The organism is Sphingomonas sp. 179-A 2A2 NHS (genome assembly GCF_045371305.1).
GTDB lineage: Bacteria > Pseudomonadota > Alphaproteobacteria > Sphingomonadales > Sphingomonadaceae > Sphingomonas.
In genome coordinates, this window is sequence record NZ_JBIQDE010000004.1 from 1 (window position 1) to 15,722 (window position 15,722).

At 65.8% G+C, this 15,722-nt stretch carries 14 protein-coding genes; 13 read left to right on the forward strand and 1 reads right to left on the reverse strand.

The window, feature by feature from the left end:
• Positions 1-690: 690 nt before the first annotated feature.
• From ACH0AE_RS09370 to ACH0AE_RS09385, 4 genes are read left to right on the forward strand one after another with little or no spacing between them, the layout of a single operon-like run.
• Positions 691-1,623, forward strand: coding sequence for a hypothetical protein (locus tag ACH0AE_RS09370; protein WP_294444576.1), 933 nt, complete (start codon positions 691-693; stop codon positions 1,621-1,623).
• Positions 1,581-2,183 carry a hypothetical protein gene (locus tag ACH0AE_RS09375; protein ID WP_294444577.1) on the forward strand — a complete coding sequence of 201 codons (603 nt, stop codon included), beginning with the start codon at positions 1,581-1,583 and terminating at the stop codon, positions 2,181-2,183. The genes ACH0AE_RS09370 and ACH0AE_RS09375 overlap by 43 nt, the downstream gene beginning before the upstream one ends.
• Positions 2,167-3,231, forward strand: a complete 1,065-nt coding sequence (locus ACH0AE_RS09380) for an efflux RND transporter periplasmic adaptor subunit (RefSeq protein ID WP_294444578.1) — start codon at positions 2,167-2,169, stop codon at positions 3,229-3,231. Before ACH0AE_RS09375 ends, ACH0AE_RS09380 begins: the two co-directional genes overlap by 17 nt.
• Positions 3,228-4,640, forward strand: a complete 1,413-nt coding sequence (locus ACH0AE_RS09385) for a TolC family protein (RefSeq protein WP_294444580.1) — start codon at positions 3,228-3,230, stop codon at positions 4,638-4,640. The genes ACH0AE_RS09380 and ACH0AE_RS09385 overlap by 4 nt, the downstream gene beginning before the upstream one ends.
• Here the strand turns inward: ACH0AE_RS09385 and ACH0AE_RS09390 are convergent.
• Positions 4,606-5,340, reverse strand: coding sequence for a TetR/AcrR family transcriptional regulator (locus tag ACH0AE_RS09390; protein WP_294444581.1), 735 nt, complete (start codon positions 5,338-5,340; stop codon positions 4,606-4,608). The two genes, ACH0AE_RS09385 and ACH0AE_RS09390, sit on opposite strands and share 35 nt — an antisense overlap.
• Before the next feature lie 470 nt (positions 5,341-5,810).
• Here ACH0AE_RS09390 and ACH0AE_RS09395 point away from each other — a divergent pair, with 470 nt between their 5' ends.
• From ACH0AE_RS09395 to ACH0AE_RS09435, 9 genes are all read left to right on the forward strand, one after another.
• On the forward strand, positions 5,811-6,665 hold the full coding sequence (locus ACH0AE_RS09395) for an SDR family oxidoreductase (RefSeq protein ID WP_294444583.1): 855 nt from the start codon (positions 5,811-5,813) through the stop codon (positions 6,663-6,665).
• A 90-nt stretch (positions 6,666-6,755) separates the two neighbouring features.
• Positions 6,756-7,586, forward strand: coding sequence for a phytanoyl-CoA dioxygenase family protein (locus ACH0AE_RS09400; RefSeq protein ID WP_294444584.1), 831 nt, complete (start codon positions 6,756-6,758; stop codon positions 7,584-7,586).
• Positions 7,587-7,623: 37 nt separating this feature from the next.
• The gene (locus ACH0AE_RS09405; RefSeq protein ID WP_294444585.1) at positions 7,624-8,565 is read left to right on the forward strand and encodes an SDR family oxidoreductase; all 942 of its coding nucleotides are present in this window, start codon (positions 7,624-7,626) and stop codon (positions 8,563-8,565) included.
• Between the two features lie 41 nt (positions 8,566-8,606).
• On the forward strand, positions 8,607-9,005 hold the full coding sequence (locus ACH0AE_RS09410) for an NAD(P)-binding protein (RefSeq protein ID WP_365928870.1): 399 nt from the start codon (positions 8,607-8,609) through the stop codon (positions 9,003-9,005).
• A complete protein-coding gene (locus tag ACH0AE_RS09415; RefSeq protein ID WP_406875686.1) occupies positions 8,936-10,423 on the forward strand; it encodes a flavin-containing monooxygenase in 1,488 nt (495 codons plus the stop codon). Before ACH0AE_RS09410 ends, ACH0AE_RS09415 begins: the two co-directional genes overlap by 70 nt.
• A 54-nt stretch (positions 10,424-10,477) precedes the next feature.
• Complete coding sequence (locus ACH0AE_RS09420) at positions 10,478-11,314, forward strand: phytanoyl-CoA dioxygenase family protein (RefSeq protein WP_294444586.1); 837 nt, start codon at positions 10,478-10,480, stop codon at positions 11,312-11,314.
• A 117-nt stretch (positions 11,315-11,431) separates the two neighbouring features.
• On the forward strand, positions 11,432-12,193 hold the full coding sequence (locus ACH0AE_RS09425) for a crotonase/enoyl-CoA hydratase family protein (protein ID WP_294444587.1): 762 nt from the start codon (positions 11,432-11,434) through the stop codon (positions 12,191-12,193).
• A 468-nt stretch (positions 12,194-12,661) separates the two neighbouring features.
• Positions 12,662-14,188 (forward strand): class I adenylate-forming enzyme family protein, encoded by a 1,527-nt coding sequence (locus ACH0AE_RS09430; protein WP_294444588.1) that lies wholly within the window; start codon positions 12,662-12,664, stop codon positions 14,186-14,188.
• Positions 14,189-14,317: 129 nt separating this feature from the next.
• On the forward strand, positions 14,318-15,673 hold the full coding sequence (locus ACH0AE_RS09435) for an FAD/NAD(P)-binding protein (protein ID WP_294444589.1): 1,356 nt from the start codon (positions 14,318-14,320) through the stop codon (positions 15,671-15,673).
• The last annotated feature ends 49 nt before the right edge of the window (positions 15,674-15,722 follow it).

Sequence of the window (15,722 nt, forward strand, 5' to 3'; positions counted from 1 at the left end):
CGGGGTGGAGCAGCCCGGTAGCTCGTCAGGCTCATAACCTGAAGGTCACAGGTTCAAATCCTGTCCCCGCAACCAACGATATTACAACAGCCCCGTCCCTCATCGGACGGGGCTTTGTTGCATCCGGGCCTCCCGCTGTCGCCACCTCCAGCATCCGGAACAGGGCGCAGCGTGCCGGGCTGACATCAGAGGCGCTCTTTTCATAACGCCTCGGCGCCCGCCCGCCACCCCGAGATCTCAGCGGCAGCTCGTGGCGTGGCGGATCGCGACGTCGACAGGAACGTCGTGCAACCGGCGGAAACGCGCCTCTACAAGGCTGAACAGACCACAGCATGCGCTGATCGCATCAACACGGCGTTCCGGTTTGCAGTCTGTCGATGCCTGATGGGCCAGATCGACAAGTTTTCGGTTAACGTATTCAGCAACAGAGACTAAGGGCCCGCGACCTCGGGGAGGCTTAAAAAATCTGGAGCGTGTCTCTTGGCAACGGAAAGTAACAAACTGTTAGGATTGCGAGATGTTCGGCGGTGGATCACGCAGATCCTTTTGCCGGACGCATCCTTCATGAGGATGGCGATCATCTACGGCATCGCAATCAGTTTGTTATCCTTGGCGACGCCTATATCTGTTCAATTGTTGATAAATTCAGTTGCGAACACGGCCCTTCCTGCGCCCTTGTTCACGCTGTCGATGATCCTTCTCATCCTGTTGTTGATTTTCGTCGCACTATCGGCGTGCCGCATTCACCTGATGGCGTTGTTCGAACGCCGGCTATTCGCGCGGATCGTGGCCGAGATCACGTTGCGCGCCGTTCACGCGCAAAACCCGTTCTTCAACGACGAACGGCGCGGCGACCTGTTCAATCGCTATTTCGATCTGATCACCGTGCAGAAGGCGATCCCCAGCCTGTTGATCGGCGGCTTTGCTATCCTGCTTCAGGCCGCGGTCGGCCTTGCGGTGACGAGTTTCTATCACCCCTTCTTCCTCACCTTCAATCTGCTGCTGGTGTTCTGCATCTGGCTGATCTGGCAACTGGGCGTCGGCGGCGGGGTGCGAACCGCGGTCTGCCTCAGCCATGCCAAGCATGATGCCGCCCGGTGGCTGGAAAGCGTCGGCAGTTCCAACGGCTTCTACAAGTCGCATCGCCACCTGTCGTTCGCGATGGATCGATCAGACGCGATGACCGCCGCTTACGTGGCGGCGCACCGGCATCATTTCCGCTACACCTTCACGCAGAACATCGCGTTCATGCTGCTCTATGCCGTGGCAAGCGCGGCGCTGCTGGCGCTTGGTGGCTGGCTTATCATCCAGAACCAGCTTTCGATCGGGCAACTGGTGGCGGCCGAACTGATCCTTTCGGGCGTCTTCTACGGCATTTCGCAGCTCGGCATCTATGTGGAGTCCTTCTACGATCTTGCCGGATCGCTGGAGGAGCTGTCGCTGCTCTACGCGATCCCCAGGAGCGCTCTGCGGGCCACGAGGGGCGCCGTCCGCGGGACGGGTCGGTCCGGCTGCGCAACGTGGCGTTCGGCGAAGACCGGTTCGATTTCGAGCTCGATAGCGGGGAGCGGCTGGTCGCCGTGGCCGAACCGGGCGCCGATCATGCCGTCGCGCTGCTGCTGAAGCGCCATGTTCATCCCGATCGGGGCATGGTGATCGTTGGTGGCGCCGATCTTGAGGCGCTCGACATGTACCTGCTGCGATCGGACGTGACCGTGCTCGATCGGCCGAGCATCGTCGAGGTTACGATCCGTGAATATCTTCGGCTCGCGCAGCCCGATGCGCCTCCCGCGGCGGTGATGGACGTGATCGCGCTGATCGGGCTGGAAACGCGCATCGCGCAGCTTCCCGAGGGGCTCGACACCATGCTCTCCGCCTCCGGCAGCCCTCTTCTCATCGACGAGGTGATGGCGCTGAAACTTGCCGCGGCGCTGCTCCGGCGGCCGCGGGTGCTGATGCTCTCGCCGCTGTACGACATGCTGCCCAAGGCGTGCCTGACTGCGGCGCTGGATCAGCTTCGCACCAGCGAGACGACGGTGCTGCTCTTCTCCAACCGCCCGGAGGAGATCGTGCTCGACGGCTATCTGTGGCTCGGTCGCAAGCGACAGGAGAGGGTGGCGAATCCGGAGGCGCTTGCCGCCCGAACTGGTGGGGTGGAGGTGAACGATGCCCTTCCGCGCTGAACATATTACGCACTTCCAGACGCTGGCGTCGCTCCGTCCGCCCCGGGCGCTCACCGCGATTGGCTGGATGCTGGCGATCGGCATGGTGCTGGTGACGGTGCTGCTGTTCGCCGTCCCCTGGGTTCAGACCGCTGCAGGCGCCGGTCAGGTCGCGGCGCTCAACCCCGGAGACCGGGTGCAGGCGATTACCGCGCTCGTGCCCGGGCGGGTGGAGCGTTGGTACGTGCAGGATGGCCAGGCCGTGCGCCGCGGCGATCCGATCGCCCGGATCGTCGATAACGATCCCGATCTGCTCACCCGCCTGGCGGCCGAGCGTGACCAGGTGGTGGCGGAGATCGCTGCCGCAGAACAGGCGCTGGCCGTGGCCCGCGTCGACGTCGACCGATCCCGGCAATTGCTGGAGGAAGGGCTGATCGCGCAGCGCGACCTGGAGGCACGCCAGATTGGCGTGGCCGAGCGCCAGGCCCGGATCGCAGACGCGCGCGCGAAGCTGACGCGGGTCGACATCTCGCTGAAGCGCCAGTCGGTGCAGACCGTCTATGCGCCGCGCGACGGGCGGATTCAGCAGATCAATGCCGCCGCTGGCGCGACGCTGGTCAGCGCGGGTGATCTGCTGGCGACGCTCGCACCGGAAGCGCCGGTCCGCGTCGTCGAGTTGATGGTCGTCGGGCGCGACGTGCCACTCGTGAAGCGCGGACAACCGGTGCGGCTGGAGTTCGAAGGCTGGCCCGCCATCCAGTTCAGCGGCTGGCCGTCGGTGGCAAGGGGTATGTTCGACGGACGCGTGCGCTCGATCGATCCGGCGCCGCAGACCACCGGGCTGTTCCGGGTGCTCGTCGAGCCCCGTCCCGGCTTTCCGCCATGGCCGGATCAGGACTTTGCCCGCGTCGGCGCCAAGGCACGCGGCTGGATCCAGATGGAAACCGTCTCGGTCGGCTACGAACTGTGGCGGCAGCTCAATGATTTCCCGCTCGAGTTCCGCCGCCCGGCAAGCGACGCCAAGCCAGCCGGCGAGGTCGAGCCGATCGTGAAGGTGAAGGCGAAATGAGGCGCTTCCTGCTTCTCGCCGCGGCCTTGCTGTTGCCCGCCAAAGTGATCGCGCAGCCAGGCGTCGCGCCCTTGTCCCTCGACGAGGTACTGCGATCCTCCGCCACGCATTCGCCGCAGATCGTCGAGGCGCTGGCGCGGGTTCGCTCGGCAGAGGGGCGCGAGCTCTCCGCGGCCGGGGCGTTCGACACGGTGTTCCAGGGCGAGGCGCGCAGCCGGCTGAGCGGCTATTACGACGGAAGCGTCGTCGAGAGCCGGCTGTCGCGCCCGCTCAGCAATAACGGCGGCGAGGCCTATGCCGCCTATCGCCTCTCACGCGGCGCCTTCCCGGTTTATGAGGATCGCAACTACACCAATCGCCGGGGCGAGGTGAAGATCGGGGCGACCTTCGCCCTCATGCGCGATCGACTGATCGACGAGCGTCGCGCCCGGCTGGGGCTCGCGGCGGCGGACGTCGACATCGCCCGGTTCGAAGGCGAGCTGGTCGCGATCGGCGTGCAGAGCAGGGCGCTGCAGGCCTATCAGGCCTGGGTCGCCGCCGGGCTGCGGCTCGCGACCTACCGTAGCCTCCTCGATCTTGCCGTGCAGCGCCGCTCCAGCATTGGCCGGCAAGTGGCGCTGGGCGCACAGCCGCGTATCCTGGAAACCGAGAACGAGCAGAATATCGTACGACGGCGTGCCCTGGTGGTGCGGACCGAACTGGAGCTGGCGACGGCAGCGAACACGCTTTCGCTCTATTACCGCGACGCGAACGGCACGCCGATCGTCCCCGATTCTGCCCGGCTTCCGGACGCCCTGCCGGCAATTCCGCGCGCGCCGCGAACGGCGGGTGCCATGGACCTGCCCGATCGGCCGGACTTCAACACGATCATGGCCCGGATCGGGCAGGCGGAGGATCGCTTGATGCTCGCCGAGAACGAGCTGCGTCCCAAGGTGGACGTCTTCGCCGAAGGCGCGCGCGATCTCGGCCCGATTGGTCTGGGCGGCCCGTCGCGTGAGGGGACCGACGCGATCGCCGGCGTTCGCTTCTCGGTGCCGCTGCAACGCCGCGTCGCGCGCGGAAAGGTTGCCGAGGTGCGGGCGGAAATCGATGCATTGCAGAGCCGGCGCAGGATGCTCGTCGATCAGGTGACGGCCGACGTGAATGCCATCGTCGTTGCGGTGGATGCGGCAGCGCGGCTGGTGACGCTGGCCAGCGAGGAAGCCGATCTGGCGGAACGCATGGCCCAGGCCGAGCGCCGCCGGTTCGGCCTGGGGGCAAGTGACTTCCTGATCGTCAACCTGCGTGAGGAAGCCGCCGCCGATGCCCGCATCCGCCTGCTCGACGCCGATTACCGGCTCGCGACAGCGCGTGCCGATTACGTCTCGATCACCGTCAACCGGGAGGCGCTGAGGTTGCCGGCGCTGTAGCGGAAAGCTCCGCTTCGCATTGCACGGCCCGCGCGATCAGGCCGTCGCGCGCGGCATCGCTTGCCGCGCCCGCGAGCAGCAGGGCGTAGCCGAGACGGATCGTCGGGCCGAGGGCGTCTGGCGCGAGATCGCCGGCTACCCAGTCCAGCATCACGGAGCGGAACTGATGGTCGAGCTGTGTCAGCAGCATTTCGGGGTCGATCTCCGGCCGGATCGATCCGTTGGCGGCGGCCTCGTCCACCAGATGCTGCCAGAAGGCGGCGCGCGTGGGGTTGTAGATCGCCTTGCGCACCTCGCCGGACGCGGCGAACACCTCGCGCCACAAGGTTTTGTAGAACGGCGGATCGGCGAGGTAGAAAGCGACGGCGAGGTCGACCGCGGCGAAGATCTGCTCCAGCGGATCGGCGTCGCGCAGGCCCGCGAACCGCGCCTGGAACTCGCGCACGTCCTGAAGCACGCCAAGGATCACCGCGCCGCGCGATCCGAACAGGTTGTAGGGTGTCGCCAGGCTGACTCCGGCACGGGCGGCAAGCGCCCGCATCGAAAGGCCGGTGCTGCCGGATTCGCGGATCATCTCGCGCGCCGTCTGGATGATGCGCCGGCGACGCTCTTCCTTCCCCGCCTCCCGGCGGCTGCCCTTGGCTGCGCGGACGCCAGCACCGGCGCTGGGCATGGCTTGCGGTGGGTCGCGCTGGGTCAACGATCCGGCTCCTTCATCAGCCATGCCGGAGCACCTGTCAGGTTCCGTATGAACTATAACGGGTTGCAACTGACGGCATCGCTACGCTGATCTCGGCCGGTTGGCGCTTCGCAATTCCACCTAGCCGTTGGCGGGTGCAGAGGCGCGAATGAGGCCCCGTCAAAGCGAGAGGAGGGTGGACCGGCGCCACCACCATCCTCGGTCCGATCGGGCCCAGCTGCTGTTTCGGCGGGACGGCATGCACTCGGCCTGGTTCGCGCGATTGGGCACGGGCAAGCAGTTCTAACGGCCGCTGGGCCGCCGTTCGCTCCCGCCGGCCTGACCAACTTACTTACGTTAAGACGGTCGGTTCAGCTCGGAACCCTGCCCGCGCGCCGATGGTTCGCAGCGAAAGCCCAGAACATCAGCGTGTTCGCGCACGTGTCAGTCCTGCTGCCACGAGCGCAGCGCTTGCAACAAGGAGCATCGACATGGCCGATCCGACGCCGCCGTTCCCCGATCAGCAGCAACCCGTGCCCGGCACCACCGCGGCAATGAACCCGCGGCCGGATCATGGCGAGGAAAGCTATGAGGGCCACGGGCGCCTCGCCGGCAAGAAGGCGATCATCACTGGCGGCGACAGCGGCATCGGTCGCGCGGTCGCCATAGCCTTCGCGCGCGAAGGCGCGGACGTGCTGATCTCCTACCTCAACGAAGACGAGGACGCGCAGGAGACAGCGCGCTGGATCGAGAAGGCCGGGCGCAAGGCCGTGCTCGTCCCGGGCGATATCGGCTCGCCGCAGCATTGCCGCACCATCGTCGACAATGCGGTGGAGGCGTTCGGCCGCATCGACATCCTCGTCAACAATGCCGCGCACCAGATGACGTTCGAGAAGCTGGAGGACATTCCGGACGAGGAGTGGGACATGACGTTCCGCACCAACATCCACGCCATGTTCTATCTGTCGAAGGCCGCGGTGCCGCACATGGGCGAGGGCGGGGCGATCATCAACACGACGTCGGTGAATGCCGACAATCCGAAGCAGACACTGCTTCCCTATGCCACCACCAAGGGCGCGATCCAGAACTTCACCGGCGGCTTGGCGCAGTTGCTGGCGGAAAAGGGCATTCGCGTGAACTGCGTCGCTCCCGGTCCGGTGTGGACGCCGCTGATCCCCTCCACCATGCCGCCGGATCAGGTGAAGGAGTTCGGCCAGGCTTATCCGATCGGCCGGCCGGCGCAGCCACGCGAACTCGCCCCTGCCTATGTGATGCTGGCAAGCGACGAGGCGAGCTACGTCTCGGGCGCGACAATTGCGGTGACGGGCGGCAAGCCGGTGATCTGATTGGCGAGCCGCCAGGCAGCTCCGCGATTTCGGATTAGGTTCTAAGTCGATCGTGTTATATGTTCTCCCGAAAAGACGGGAGAGGATGCCATGGTCGTCGACTGGGCCGAGAAGCGTGCTGCCTATAAGCGGGACGGGGTGGTCCATGTCCCGGGCCTGCTCGATCCCGATCAGCTCGCCGCCACGCTGAAGGCGTGGGAATGGAGCCTCGCCAACCCCACGCCGCGCAACGCCCCCGCGCTGAAGCGCGACGGCACGCCGCTGTTCTACAACGATTCCTTCCACCCCAATGTGCTCGATGGCTATCGCGAGATGCTGGAAAGCTCGCCGATCCCGGCGGCGTGCGCGCAGCTCTGGGGCCGCGACCCCGTCTGGTTCATCTACGAACAGGTGTTCCTGAAGGAAGGCGGCGATACGCGGCGTACGCCCTGGCACCAGGACGGCTCGTACATCCCGATGGATGGCGAGGATAATGCCGTCGCCTGGATCACCTTCGATCCGCTCGCGCGCGGGGACAGCCTGGAATTCATCCCCGGCTCGCATCTAGGCCCGATGTACAACACCTCCGCCTTCGATCCGAAGGATGACACCCGCCCGATCGACGATCGCCTGCCGCTCCCGCGCCTGCCCGACGTCGAGGGCGAGCGTGACCGGCACCGCATCGTCTCCTGGGCGGTGGAGCCCGGCGACGTCATCTTCTTCCACTTTCGCACCCTGCACGGCGGCGCACGCACGCGCCCCGGCCAGCGCCGCCGCACGCTGACGCTGCGCTTCTTCGGCGAGCGCACGCATTACGATCCAAAGGCGGCGAAATCCCTGCCCAACTTCCCCGACATGGCGACGAAGCTGAAACCCGGTGACACGATGCGCGCGCCCGGCTTCCTGCGCCTCCACCCCAAGGCCGCGGCGTCCGCCGCGTGATCCGGCGCCGCGCCAACACGACAAGGAGAGCATCGCGATGAAGGATTTCGGCGGAAAGCTGGCGGTGGTCACCGGCGGCGGCACCGGCATGGGCCGCGAACTGGTGCGCCAGCTCGTCGCGCAAGGCGCCAGCGTCGCGATGTGTGACCTGTTCGCCGAAACGATGGCCGAGACGATGGCGCTGTGCGAGGCTGACGGGCTGCCCCAAGGCGTGCGCATCACCAGCCACATTGCTGATGTGGGCGACGAGGATCAGGTGACGCGCTTCGCTGCGGAGGTCGCGCGCGATCACCAGAGCGATCACATTCACCTCCTCTTCAACAATGCCGGCATCGGTGGCGGCGGCAGCTTCGTGCTCGATGACCGCGCCGAATGGGACCGCGTGTTCCAGATCTGCTGGTTCGGCGTCTATTATTCCTGCCGCGTCTTCTTCCCGATGCTGGAACGCGCGAGCGAAGGGCATATCGTCAACACATCGAGCGCCAACGGCTTCTGGGCGGCGCTGATGCCGGGCGTGTCGCACACCGCCTACAGCGCGGCGAAATTCGCGGTGAAGGGCTTCACCGAGGCGCTGGTGACGGACCTGCGCAACTATGCCCCGCACATCAAGGCGTCGATCGTCATGCCCGGCGGCGTCGGCACCCCGATCGGTCGCAACTCGCGCCGCGTCCTGTCGGGCGATGTCCTCACCGACGCGAGCCGGCGCAAGCTGCGCCAGCATCTGAAGGCGGTCGGTATCCCGAACGCCGAGGCGATGGACGATGCCGCGCTGCAGGCGGCGCAAGCCGAACTCACCAAAAGGTTCGAGGAACTGGCGCCGACCAGCGCGGCGCGGGCGGCCACTATCATCCTCGATGGCGTGAAGGCGGATCGCTGGCGAATCCTCGTCGGTGAGGATGTGACCCGGCTCGACCGCCGCGTCCGCGCTGATCCCGAGCGCGCCTACGAGCCCGATTTCCTTGCCTACGCCGAGGAATAGCGACGGGGCAGCGACACAAACAAAGAAACTGGAGAGGCACGATGAGCAACGGCGAGACCCAGGAGGCGGCGCTCGAGGCTGATTTCGACATCGAGGCACTGCGCGCGCGCTACAAGGCGGAACGCGACAAGCGGCTGCGCACCGATGCCGACCGGCAGTACAAGGAATTGTCCGGCGATTACGCCCGCTACGCCGAGGAAGACCCCTATGTCGAACCCGGCTTCACCCGCGATGCGCTGACCGATTTCGTTGAGGTGGCGGTGATCGGCGGCGGGTTCAGCGGGATGCTCGCCGCCGCGCGGCTGAAGGAAAAGGGCGTCACTGACCTGCGCATCATCGAGGCGGGCGGCGACTTCGGCGGCACCTGGTATTGGAACCGCTATCCGGCGCGCAATGCGACATTGAAAGCTATTGCTACCTGCCGCTGCTCGAGGAACTGAATTACCTCCCGAAGGAGAAATATTCCTACGTCACCGAAATCTACGAACACTGCCAGCGGATCGGGAAACACTACGATCTTTACCCGATCACGCTGTTCCAGACGCGCGTGTCGGAACTTGCCTGGGACGATGCGGAAAAGGTCTGGGTGATCCGCACCAATCATGGCGATGCGATCCGCGCGCGCTTCGTCGTCTCCGCGCTCGGCACCGCCAGCCGCGCCAAGCTGCCCGGCATCCCCGGCATCGAGAGCTTCGAAGGGCACAGCTTCCACACCAGCCGCTGGGACTATGGCTATACCGGCGGCGACACGACCGGAAACCTTTGGAAGCTGGAGGACAAGACCGTCGCCATCATCGGCACCGGCGCCACTGCGATCCAGTGCATTCCCGCGCTCGGGCGCCATGCGAAGCAGCTCTACGTCTTTCAGCGTACGCCCTCATCGGTCGACACGCGCGGCAACAAACCGACCGACCCCGAATGGGCGCAATCGCTGCAACCCGGCTGGCAACGCGCCCGGCGGCATAACTTCGCCGACATCATCGAAGGCCGCCCGTTCGAACATGACCTCGTCAACGACAATTGGACCTCGATCTTCCGCGAGGTTCAGTCCTTCGTGATCCGCAATGCCAAGACGATGGGGCCGGAGGCTGCGATCCGCCATGCGGAGGTCGCCGACTTCCGCAAGATGAACCGTATCCGTCAGCGCGTGGACGAGGTGGTGAAGGATCCCGAAACCGCCGAGAAGCTGAAGCCCTGGTACCGCCAGTTCTGCAAGCGGCCGACCTTCAACGACGAATTCCTGCCGACCTTCAACCGCCCGAACGTGACTCTGGTCGACGTCAGCGAAAGCAAGGGGGTGGAACGGATCACGCCCAAGGGGCTCGTCGCCAATGGCCGCGAATATGAGGTCGATTGCATCATCTACGCCTCAGGGTTCGAGATCACGACCTCGTTCAAGCGCCGCGTCGGCTTCGACATCAAGGGGCGGGACGGCGTGCTGCTGCACGATCACTGGGCCAACGGGTACAAGACGCTGCACGGCTTCGCGACCACCGGCTTTCCCAACTGGTTCTATATCGGCGTGTCGCAGAACGGCCTGTCGGTGAACATGACCGCGATGTTCGACGATCAGGCGCAGCACATCGCCTATATCATCGCGGAGGCGAAGAAGCGCGGCGCGACCGAAGTGGAACCGACGCCGGAGGCGCAGGACGCCTGGGTCACCACGATCAAGAAGCTGTCGGTGGTGAACCGCGCCTACCTCGAAAGCTGCACGCCCGGCTATTACAACAATGAGGGCGATCTGGAGGGTGGCCAGGCGGGGCAGACCTATGCGCCGGGCATCAACGCCTTCAACGCCTTGCTCGCCGACTGGCGCAACAATGGCGAGCTGCAGGGGCTGGCGCTCAGGGCCTGATGACAAAGCCCGGCGATGGCGCACAGTCATCGCCGGATCGGCGGGAGATAGACGATGGCGACGATGATCCGCGCCGGTGATGGCGCAGCGAACGATCAGGCCCGGCCCGCCGGCGAGATGGCCGCGGCCAGGCAGCAGCTTCGCGAGGAGGGGTGGTGCGTCATTCCCGACGTCATCGATGCGGAGACCACCCGCCAAGCGCTCGACCGGCTCTATGCCGCGGCGGAGGCCAGCGAGGCGCGCGGCGTCTCCACCTTCATGCCGGTGCTCGATCCCAACGACAGCAACGTGCGCGTCTTCTACCTCCTCGAACATGACGCGATCTTCCGCGAACTGATCTGCCATCCGCTCGCGCTGGACATCGTCGAGGCGGTGCTTGGGCGCGGCTTCATGATCTCGAACTTCACCGCCAACATCGCGCGGCCGGGTGCCCGGTCCATGGCGCTTCATTCCGACCAGTCGATCGTCGTGCCCGCGCCGTGGCACGATGCCTGGGCGATCAACATCATCTGGTGCCTCAGCGACGTTCGCTTCGAGAATGGCGCCACGCTGTTCATCCCGGGCGGCCACCGCTGGCAGTCGCATGATGACGTGCCGGGCGACGCGAAGGATCGTCTGCGGCCGTTCGAGGCCAAGGCAGGGTCGATCGTCGCAATGGACGGTCGGCTGTGGCACACCTCCGGCGCGAACGTCACCGCGGACGAGGAGCGCGCCCTGCTTTTCGGCTATTACAGCAAGGCGTTTCTGCGCCCGCAGGTGAACTGGAACGCGGCGCTGTCGTCCGAAACGCAGCGCGCGGTCTCGCCAGAACTGTTCCAGCTTCTCGGCCTTGGCGTCACCGCCAACACGGGTGAGGCGCGCCACATCAGCCGTAGTGAAGCGGCCGCCTGAGCAGCGCCCGGCTGATACCAGCTGGCCGGATCGCCTGACAGTCGCGCCAGTTGACCGGCCGGAATGTTCAGCGCCACGGCCGCTGCCAAGATCCGATCGACATCAAAGGAGAGGGTGATGAGCGAAGAACTGCTGACGCACGACCAGGACGGTATCCTGGTCATCACGATCAACCGGCCCGAAGCGAAGAACGCGATGACCAAGGCGGCGGCGGAGGGCATCGCCGCGGCGCTCGATCGGCTCGACAGTGAGGATTCCCTGCGTGTGGCGATCATCACCGGTGCGGGCGGCACCTTCTGCTCGGGCATGGACCTCAAGGGCTTCCTGCGCGGCGAGACGCCGTCGGTTGCGGGCCGCGGTTTCGGCGGTCTCACCGAGGCCCCGCCGAAAAAGCCGCTGATCGCCGCGGTCGACGGTTATGCGCTCGCCGGCGGGCTCGAACTGATGATCGCGTGCGATCTCGTCGTCGCAAACGCCTCGGCCAAGTTCGGCATTCCCGAGGCAAAGCGTGGTCTCGTTGCCGGTGCCGGCGGCCTCATCCGCCTGCCGGAACAGATCCCGCCGCGCGTCGCGATGGAGCTGGCGCTGACCGGCGACTTCATCGATGCCGAGCGTGCTTATGCCCTTGGCCTCGTCAATCGCCTGACGGATGGCCCCGCGCTTGATGCAGCGCTTCAGCTTGCCGCGACGATCAGCGCCAATGGCCCGCTCGCCGTGCAGGTCTCGAAGCAGATCATCAGTGAGTATAAGAGCTGGCCGGTCGAGGAACGCTGGAGCCGCCAGGGTGCGCTGATGGGCCCCGTATTCACCAGTGCCGATGCACGCGAAGGCGCCGCGGCCTTCGCCGAAAAGCGCAAGCCAAATTGGACTGGCAAATAAGTCGATCGGCTCATTTGCTGCACTGCAAGTAAAACGTGGATATCACCTCGGGCATGTACCCGAGGTGATATTTCGTTAAGCGTTACCTTATTTCGAGCCACGCGGATTTGCCGCGCACGGATCAATCAAGCCTTTGTCGCTGACTGAGCGTTCAGGCACGGTATAATCTTCGCGGGCTAATCTACATCATTGTGTGTCGTTGTTATATTCGACAAAGTCGAGAGAAGACCAGAGTGGAGCCCCGAGTAATTCAGCAGCTCCATTTTGTCATAGCATGAATGTTGCTAGCTAATTGACTTGCGGCCGGACCGTCCAAGGGCGCTTCACGCCTAGGCGGATTTGTCTCATTTTGGTCGCGTTATCGCTCGCCGCCATGTCCTGGCCGACTGGCGCCTGACGTGAAGCTGCCGTATCAATTACGCAGTCACTATCGGCCTGGGAGCAATGCACGTTCAAAGCGCCGCGCAGATGTGGTTCACGGCAGAGCAGTCTCTAGCCGATGCAATGGCGGTCACGGCGGCGCGTCACCCCGATGCGCGGCTTGTCGTCAGCGGTGGCGAGCGGTCCGGTCCCTATCGTCTGAATGAGGTGCACGCCGCCGGTTTGCGCTTCGGTGCGCATCTGAGCCGGCTCGGGATCAAGCCGGGTGATTGCGTCGCGGTACAGCTGCCGGCCAGCGTCGAATGGCTGATCACCACCATCGGCGTCGTTCATGCCGGCGCCGTGTTGCTTCCGATCGTGCCCGGCCGTGCCGAGGCGGATACCAGCTTCATGCTGAAAGAATCCCGCGCCCGCCTGATCGTCTCCGTCAGGCACGATCCCAATCGTTCGCGTGATGCATCGCTGCAGCAGATCGTGATCGTCGATGCATCCGAAGGGACGATCCCGTGGGAGGCGATGTTCGCGCCGATCGCCGCAACGCCGGGCGCGCCGCGCGCGCCCGATGATCTGGCGATGCTGATCTACACCTCGGGCACCGTCGCCGGCCCAAAGGGGGTGAAGCACAGCGGCCGATCGTTGCTTGAGGAATTGCTCGCGCTCGCATCGGTGCGGGATGATCAGGCGGGCGCGCTGTCGCTCAACGCTTGGCCGCCTGGCCATGTCGCTGGCGCGCTTTCGATGCTGCGTTTCGCCGTGCTGGCGGCGCCGATGGTGATGATGGATCGCTGGGATCCTGCCCAGGCAGCCTGGCTGATCGAGCAATATGGCGTCACTACCTGTTCGTTCACGCCGCTGCATCTTGCCGAACTGATCGACGCAGTGGAGCGGGAAGGGCGCAGCCTCGCGACGTTGCGACAATGTCTGGTCGGTGCCGCGCCCGTGCCACCGACGCTGATCGACCGGTGCGCCGCACATGGCGTGCGCACCTTCCGATGTTATGGGTCGAGCGAACATCCGACGATCACCATCGGCCATCCCGATGATCCGCTCGAAAAACGGCTGACCACCGAAGGGCGCCCGATGCGCGGCGTCGAGATCCGCTTTGTCGACGAGGACGGGCTGGACGTGCCCGCCGGCGAGGAGGGGGAGATCGCCGTGCGCGGCCCGGATCAATTCATTGGTTATCACGATGAGAGGCTGAACGAGGAGGCGTTCCTGCCCGGCGGATGGTTTCGCACCGGCGATATCGGCCGGCTCGATCCGGACGGCTATCTGATCGTCACGGATCGCAAGAAGGACGTGATCATTCGCGGCTGGCACCACATCGCCAGTCGTGGCGTGGAGGAACATCTGCGCGCGCATCCCGACGTCGCGGAGGTCGCCGTCGTCGGCGCGCTCGATCGCGGCGTGGTGGAAGTGGTGTGCGCCTTCGTCGTTCCCAAGCCCGGCCGGACCACCACGTTGGCTGCCATCCAGGCGCATTTCGCCGCCGCCCGCATGCCCGAGCATATGGTCCCCGAGCGGCTGGTGCTGATGACCGAGCTGCCACGCAACCAGGCCGGCAAGGTATTGAAGGCGGATCTGCGCCAGCGCGTCCGCGGCGTCGCTCTCTAACCATCGGCTCCGTGTCAGCGGTGACGCTTCGGCGGCCGGCCATGCCCTCCCTACGGCCTGCTACGAGTTGAACCTGCCCCGGCTTTGTGGCTGTTGCGGCGCAGTCCGATTGTAGCAGGGAGCGAGTTCATGGTGGACGATCGGGTGGTGATCGTCGGTGGGGGCTTTTCAGGCGCGCTGCTCGCGATCAACCTCATGCGCTACGAAGGCCCGCGCGCCACACTGATCGAGCGACGCCGGCCGCAGCTTGCCCGCGGCGTCGCCTATAGCGCCGCCAGCGAGGAGCATCTGCTGAACGTGCGCGCCGGCAACATGAGCGCGTTTCCTGACGAGCCGGATCATTTCGTCACCTGGCTGGAAAACCACGGCCTTGGCAACCGGGGCACCTTCGTGCCGCGCCGCGTCTACGGCGCCTATCTGCGCGACATGCTGGACGAGGCGAAGCGGGAGCACGGCGACCGCCTGACGTTGGTGGATGGCGAAGCGATCGCGGTGGACCGCGGCGAAAGCGTCTCCACTGTCCGGCTTGCCGATGGTCGAACGATCGAGGCGGAGACGGTGGTGCTCGCGCTCGGCAACCTTCCGCCGCACACCCCGCCGGGCCTCGACCCCGATGCGCTGCCGCCCGGCACCTATGCCGGCGATCCCTGGGCAGAAGATATTACGCGGGGCCTGTCGAAGGACGATACCGTCGTGCTGGTCGGCAGCGGCCTCACCGCGATCGATGCGGCGCTCCTGCTCGATGCATCCGGCTTTCAGGGCCACATCCTGTCGATGTCGCGCCGCGGGCTGGTGCCGCGCGCCCATGCCACCATCCCGCCAGTGACTGGCCTCAGCGAACGGCCAGGCACGCGCCTCTCCGCGCTCGTCGCTACCCTGCGCCGGCGCGCCGAGGAGGTCGACTGGCGCACCGCCGTCGACGAGCTTCGTCCCGTCACGCAAATGCTGTGGGGGGCGCTCAGTGACGAGGAACGCCAGCGCTTCCTGCGCCACGCACGCCCGTTCTGGGATGTGCACCGCCACCGCCTTGCGCCGTCGGTCGCGGCGCGGATCGACGGCTTGTGCGCGGCCGGCCGGCTGCGCTTCGCTGCCGGCAAGATCGTCTCGGCCGCTGCCGAAGGGGAGGGGGTTCGCCTACGCTGGCGCCCGCGCGGCATCGATCGCATCGAGGAAACGCTCGCCCGCCGTATCGTCAACTGCACCGGGCCGCAGGGCGATCTTCTTCGCTCGCCCGAGCCGCTGATCAAGCAATTGCTGGCAGCCGGCGCGATCCGCCCCGATCCGTTGCGGATCGGGCTGGAGGTTGATGCCCAGTCACGGGTGATTGCCGCTGACGGCACGGTCCAGGACTCGCTCTACTGCATCGGCCCGATGACCCGCGGCGGGCTGTGGGAAGTCGTTGCGGTGCCCGATATCCGGCAACAGAACTGGACGCTCGCCCGCCGGTTGGCGAATGCGCAATGGGTCGGCGGCGAAGGGCTTTGACGGCAGCCGTTGCCTTTGCCGCTCCGCCATCGCTCGACCGGCTAAGATG

What these genes read in the sequence shown, in the direction of transcription:
- ACH0AE_RS09370 (WP_294444576.1), top strand. Translation starts at nt 691, where the DNA reads ATGATCCTTCTCATCCTGTTGTTGATTTTCGTCGCACTATCGGCGTGC.
- ACH0AE_RS09380 (WP_294444578.1), top strand. Translation starts at nt 2,167, where the DNA reads ATGCCCTTCCGCGCTGAACATATTACGCACTTCCAGACGCTGGCGTCG.
- ACH0AE_RS09385 (WP_294444580.1), top strand. Translation starts at nt 3,228, where the DNA reads ATGAGGCGCTTCCTGCTTCTCGCCGCGGCCTTGCTGTTGCCCGCCAAA.
- ACH0AE_RS09395 (WP_294444583.1), top strand. Translation starts at nt 5,811, where the DNA reads ATGGCCGATCCGACGCCGCCGTTCCCCGATCAGCAGCAACCCGTGCCC.
- ACH0AE_RS09400 (WP_294444584.1), top strand. Translation starts at nt 6,756, where the DNA reads ATGGTCGTCGACTGGGCCGAGAAGCGTGCTGCCTATAAGCGGGACGGG.
- ACH0AE_RS09405 (WP_294444585.1), top strand. Translation starts at nt 7,624, where the DNA reads ATGAAGGATTTCGGCGGAAAGCTGGCGGTGGTCACCGGCGGCGGCACC.
- ACH0AE_RS09410 (WP_365928870.1), top strand. Translation starts at nt 8,607, where the DNA reads ATGAGCAACGGCGAGACCCAGGAGGCGGCGCTCGAGGCTGATTTCGAC.
- ACH0AE_RS09420 (WP_294444586.1), top strand. Translation starts at nt 10,478, where the DNA reads ATGGCGACGATGATCCGCGCCGGTGATGGCGCAGCGAACGATCAGGCC.
- ACH0AE_RS09425 (WP_294444587.1), top strand. Translation starts at nt 11,432, where the DNA reads ATGAGCGAAGAACTGCTGACGCACGACCAGGACGGTATCCTGGTCATC.
- ACH0AE_RS09430 (WP_294444588.1), top strand. Translation starts at nt 12,662, where the DNA reads ATGTGGTTCACGGCAGAGCAGTCTCTAGCCGATGCAATGGCGGTCACG.
- ACH0AE_RS09435 (WP_294444589.1), top strand. Translation starts at nt 14,318, where the DNA reads ATGGTGGACGATCGGGTGGTGATCGTCGGTGGGGGCTTTTCAGGCGCG.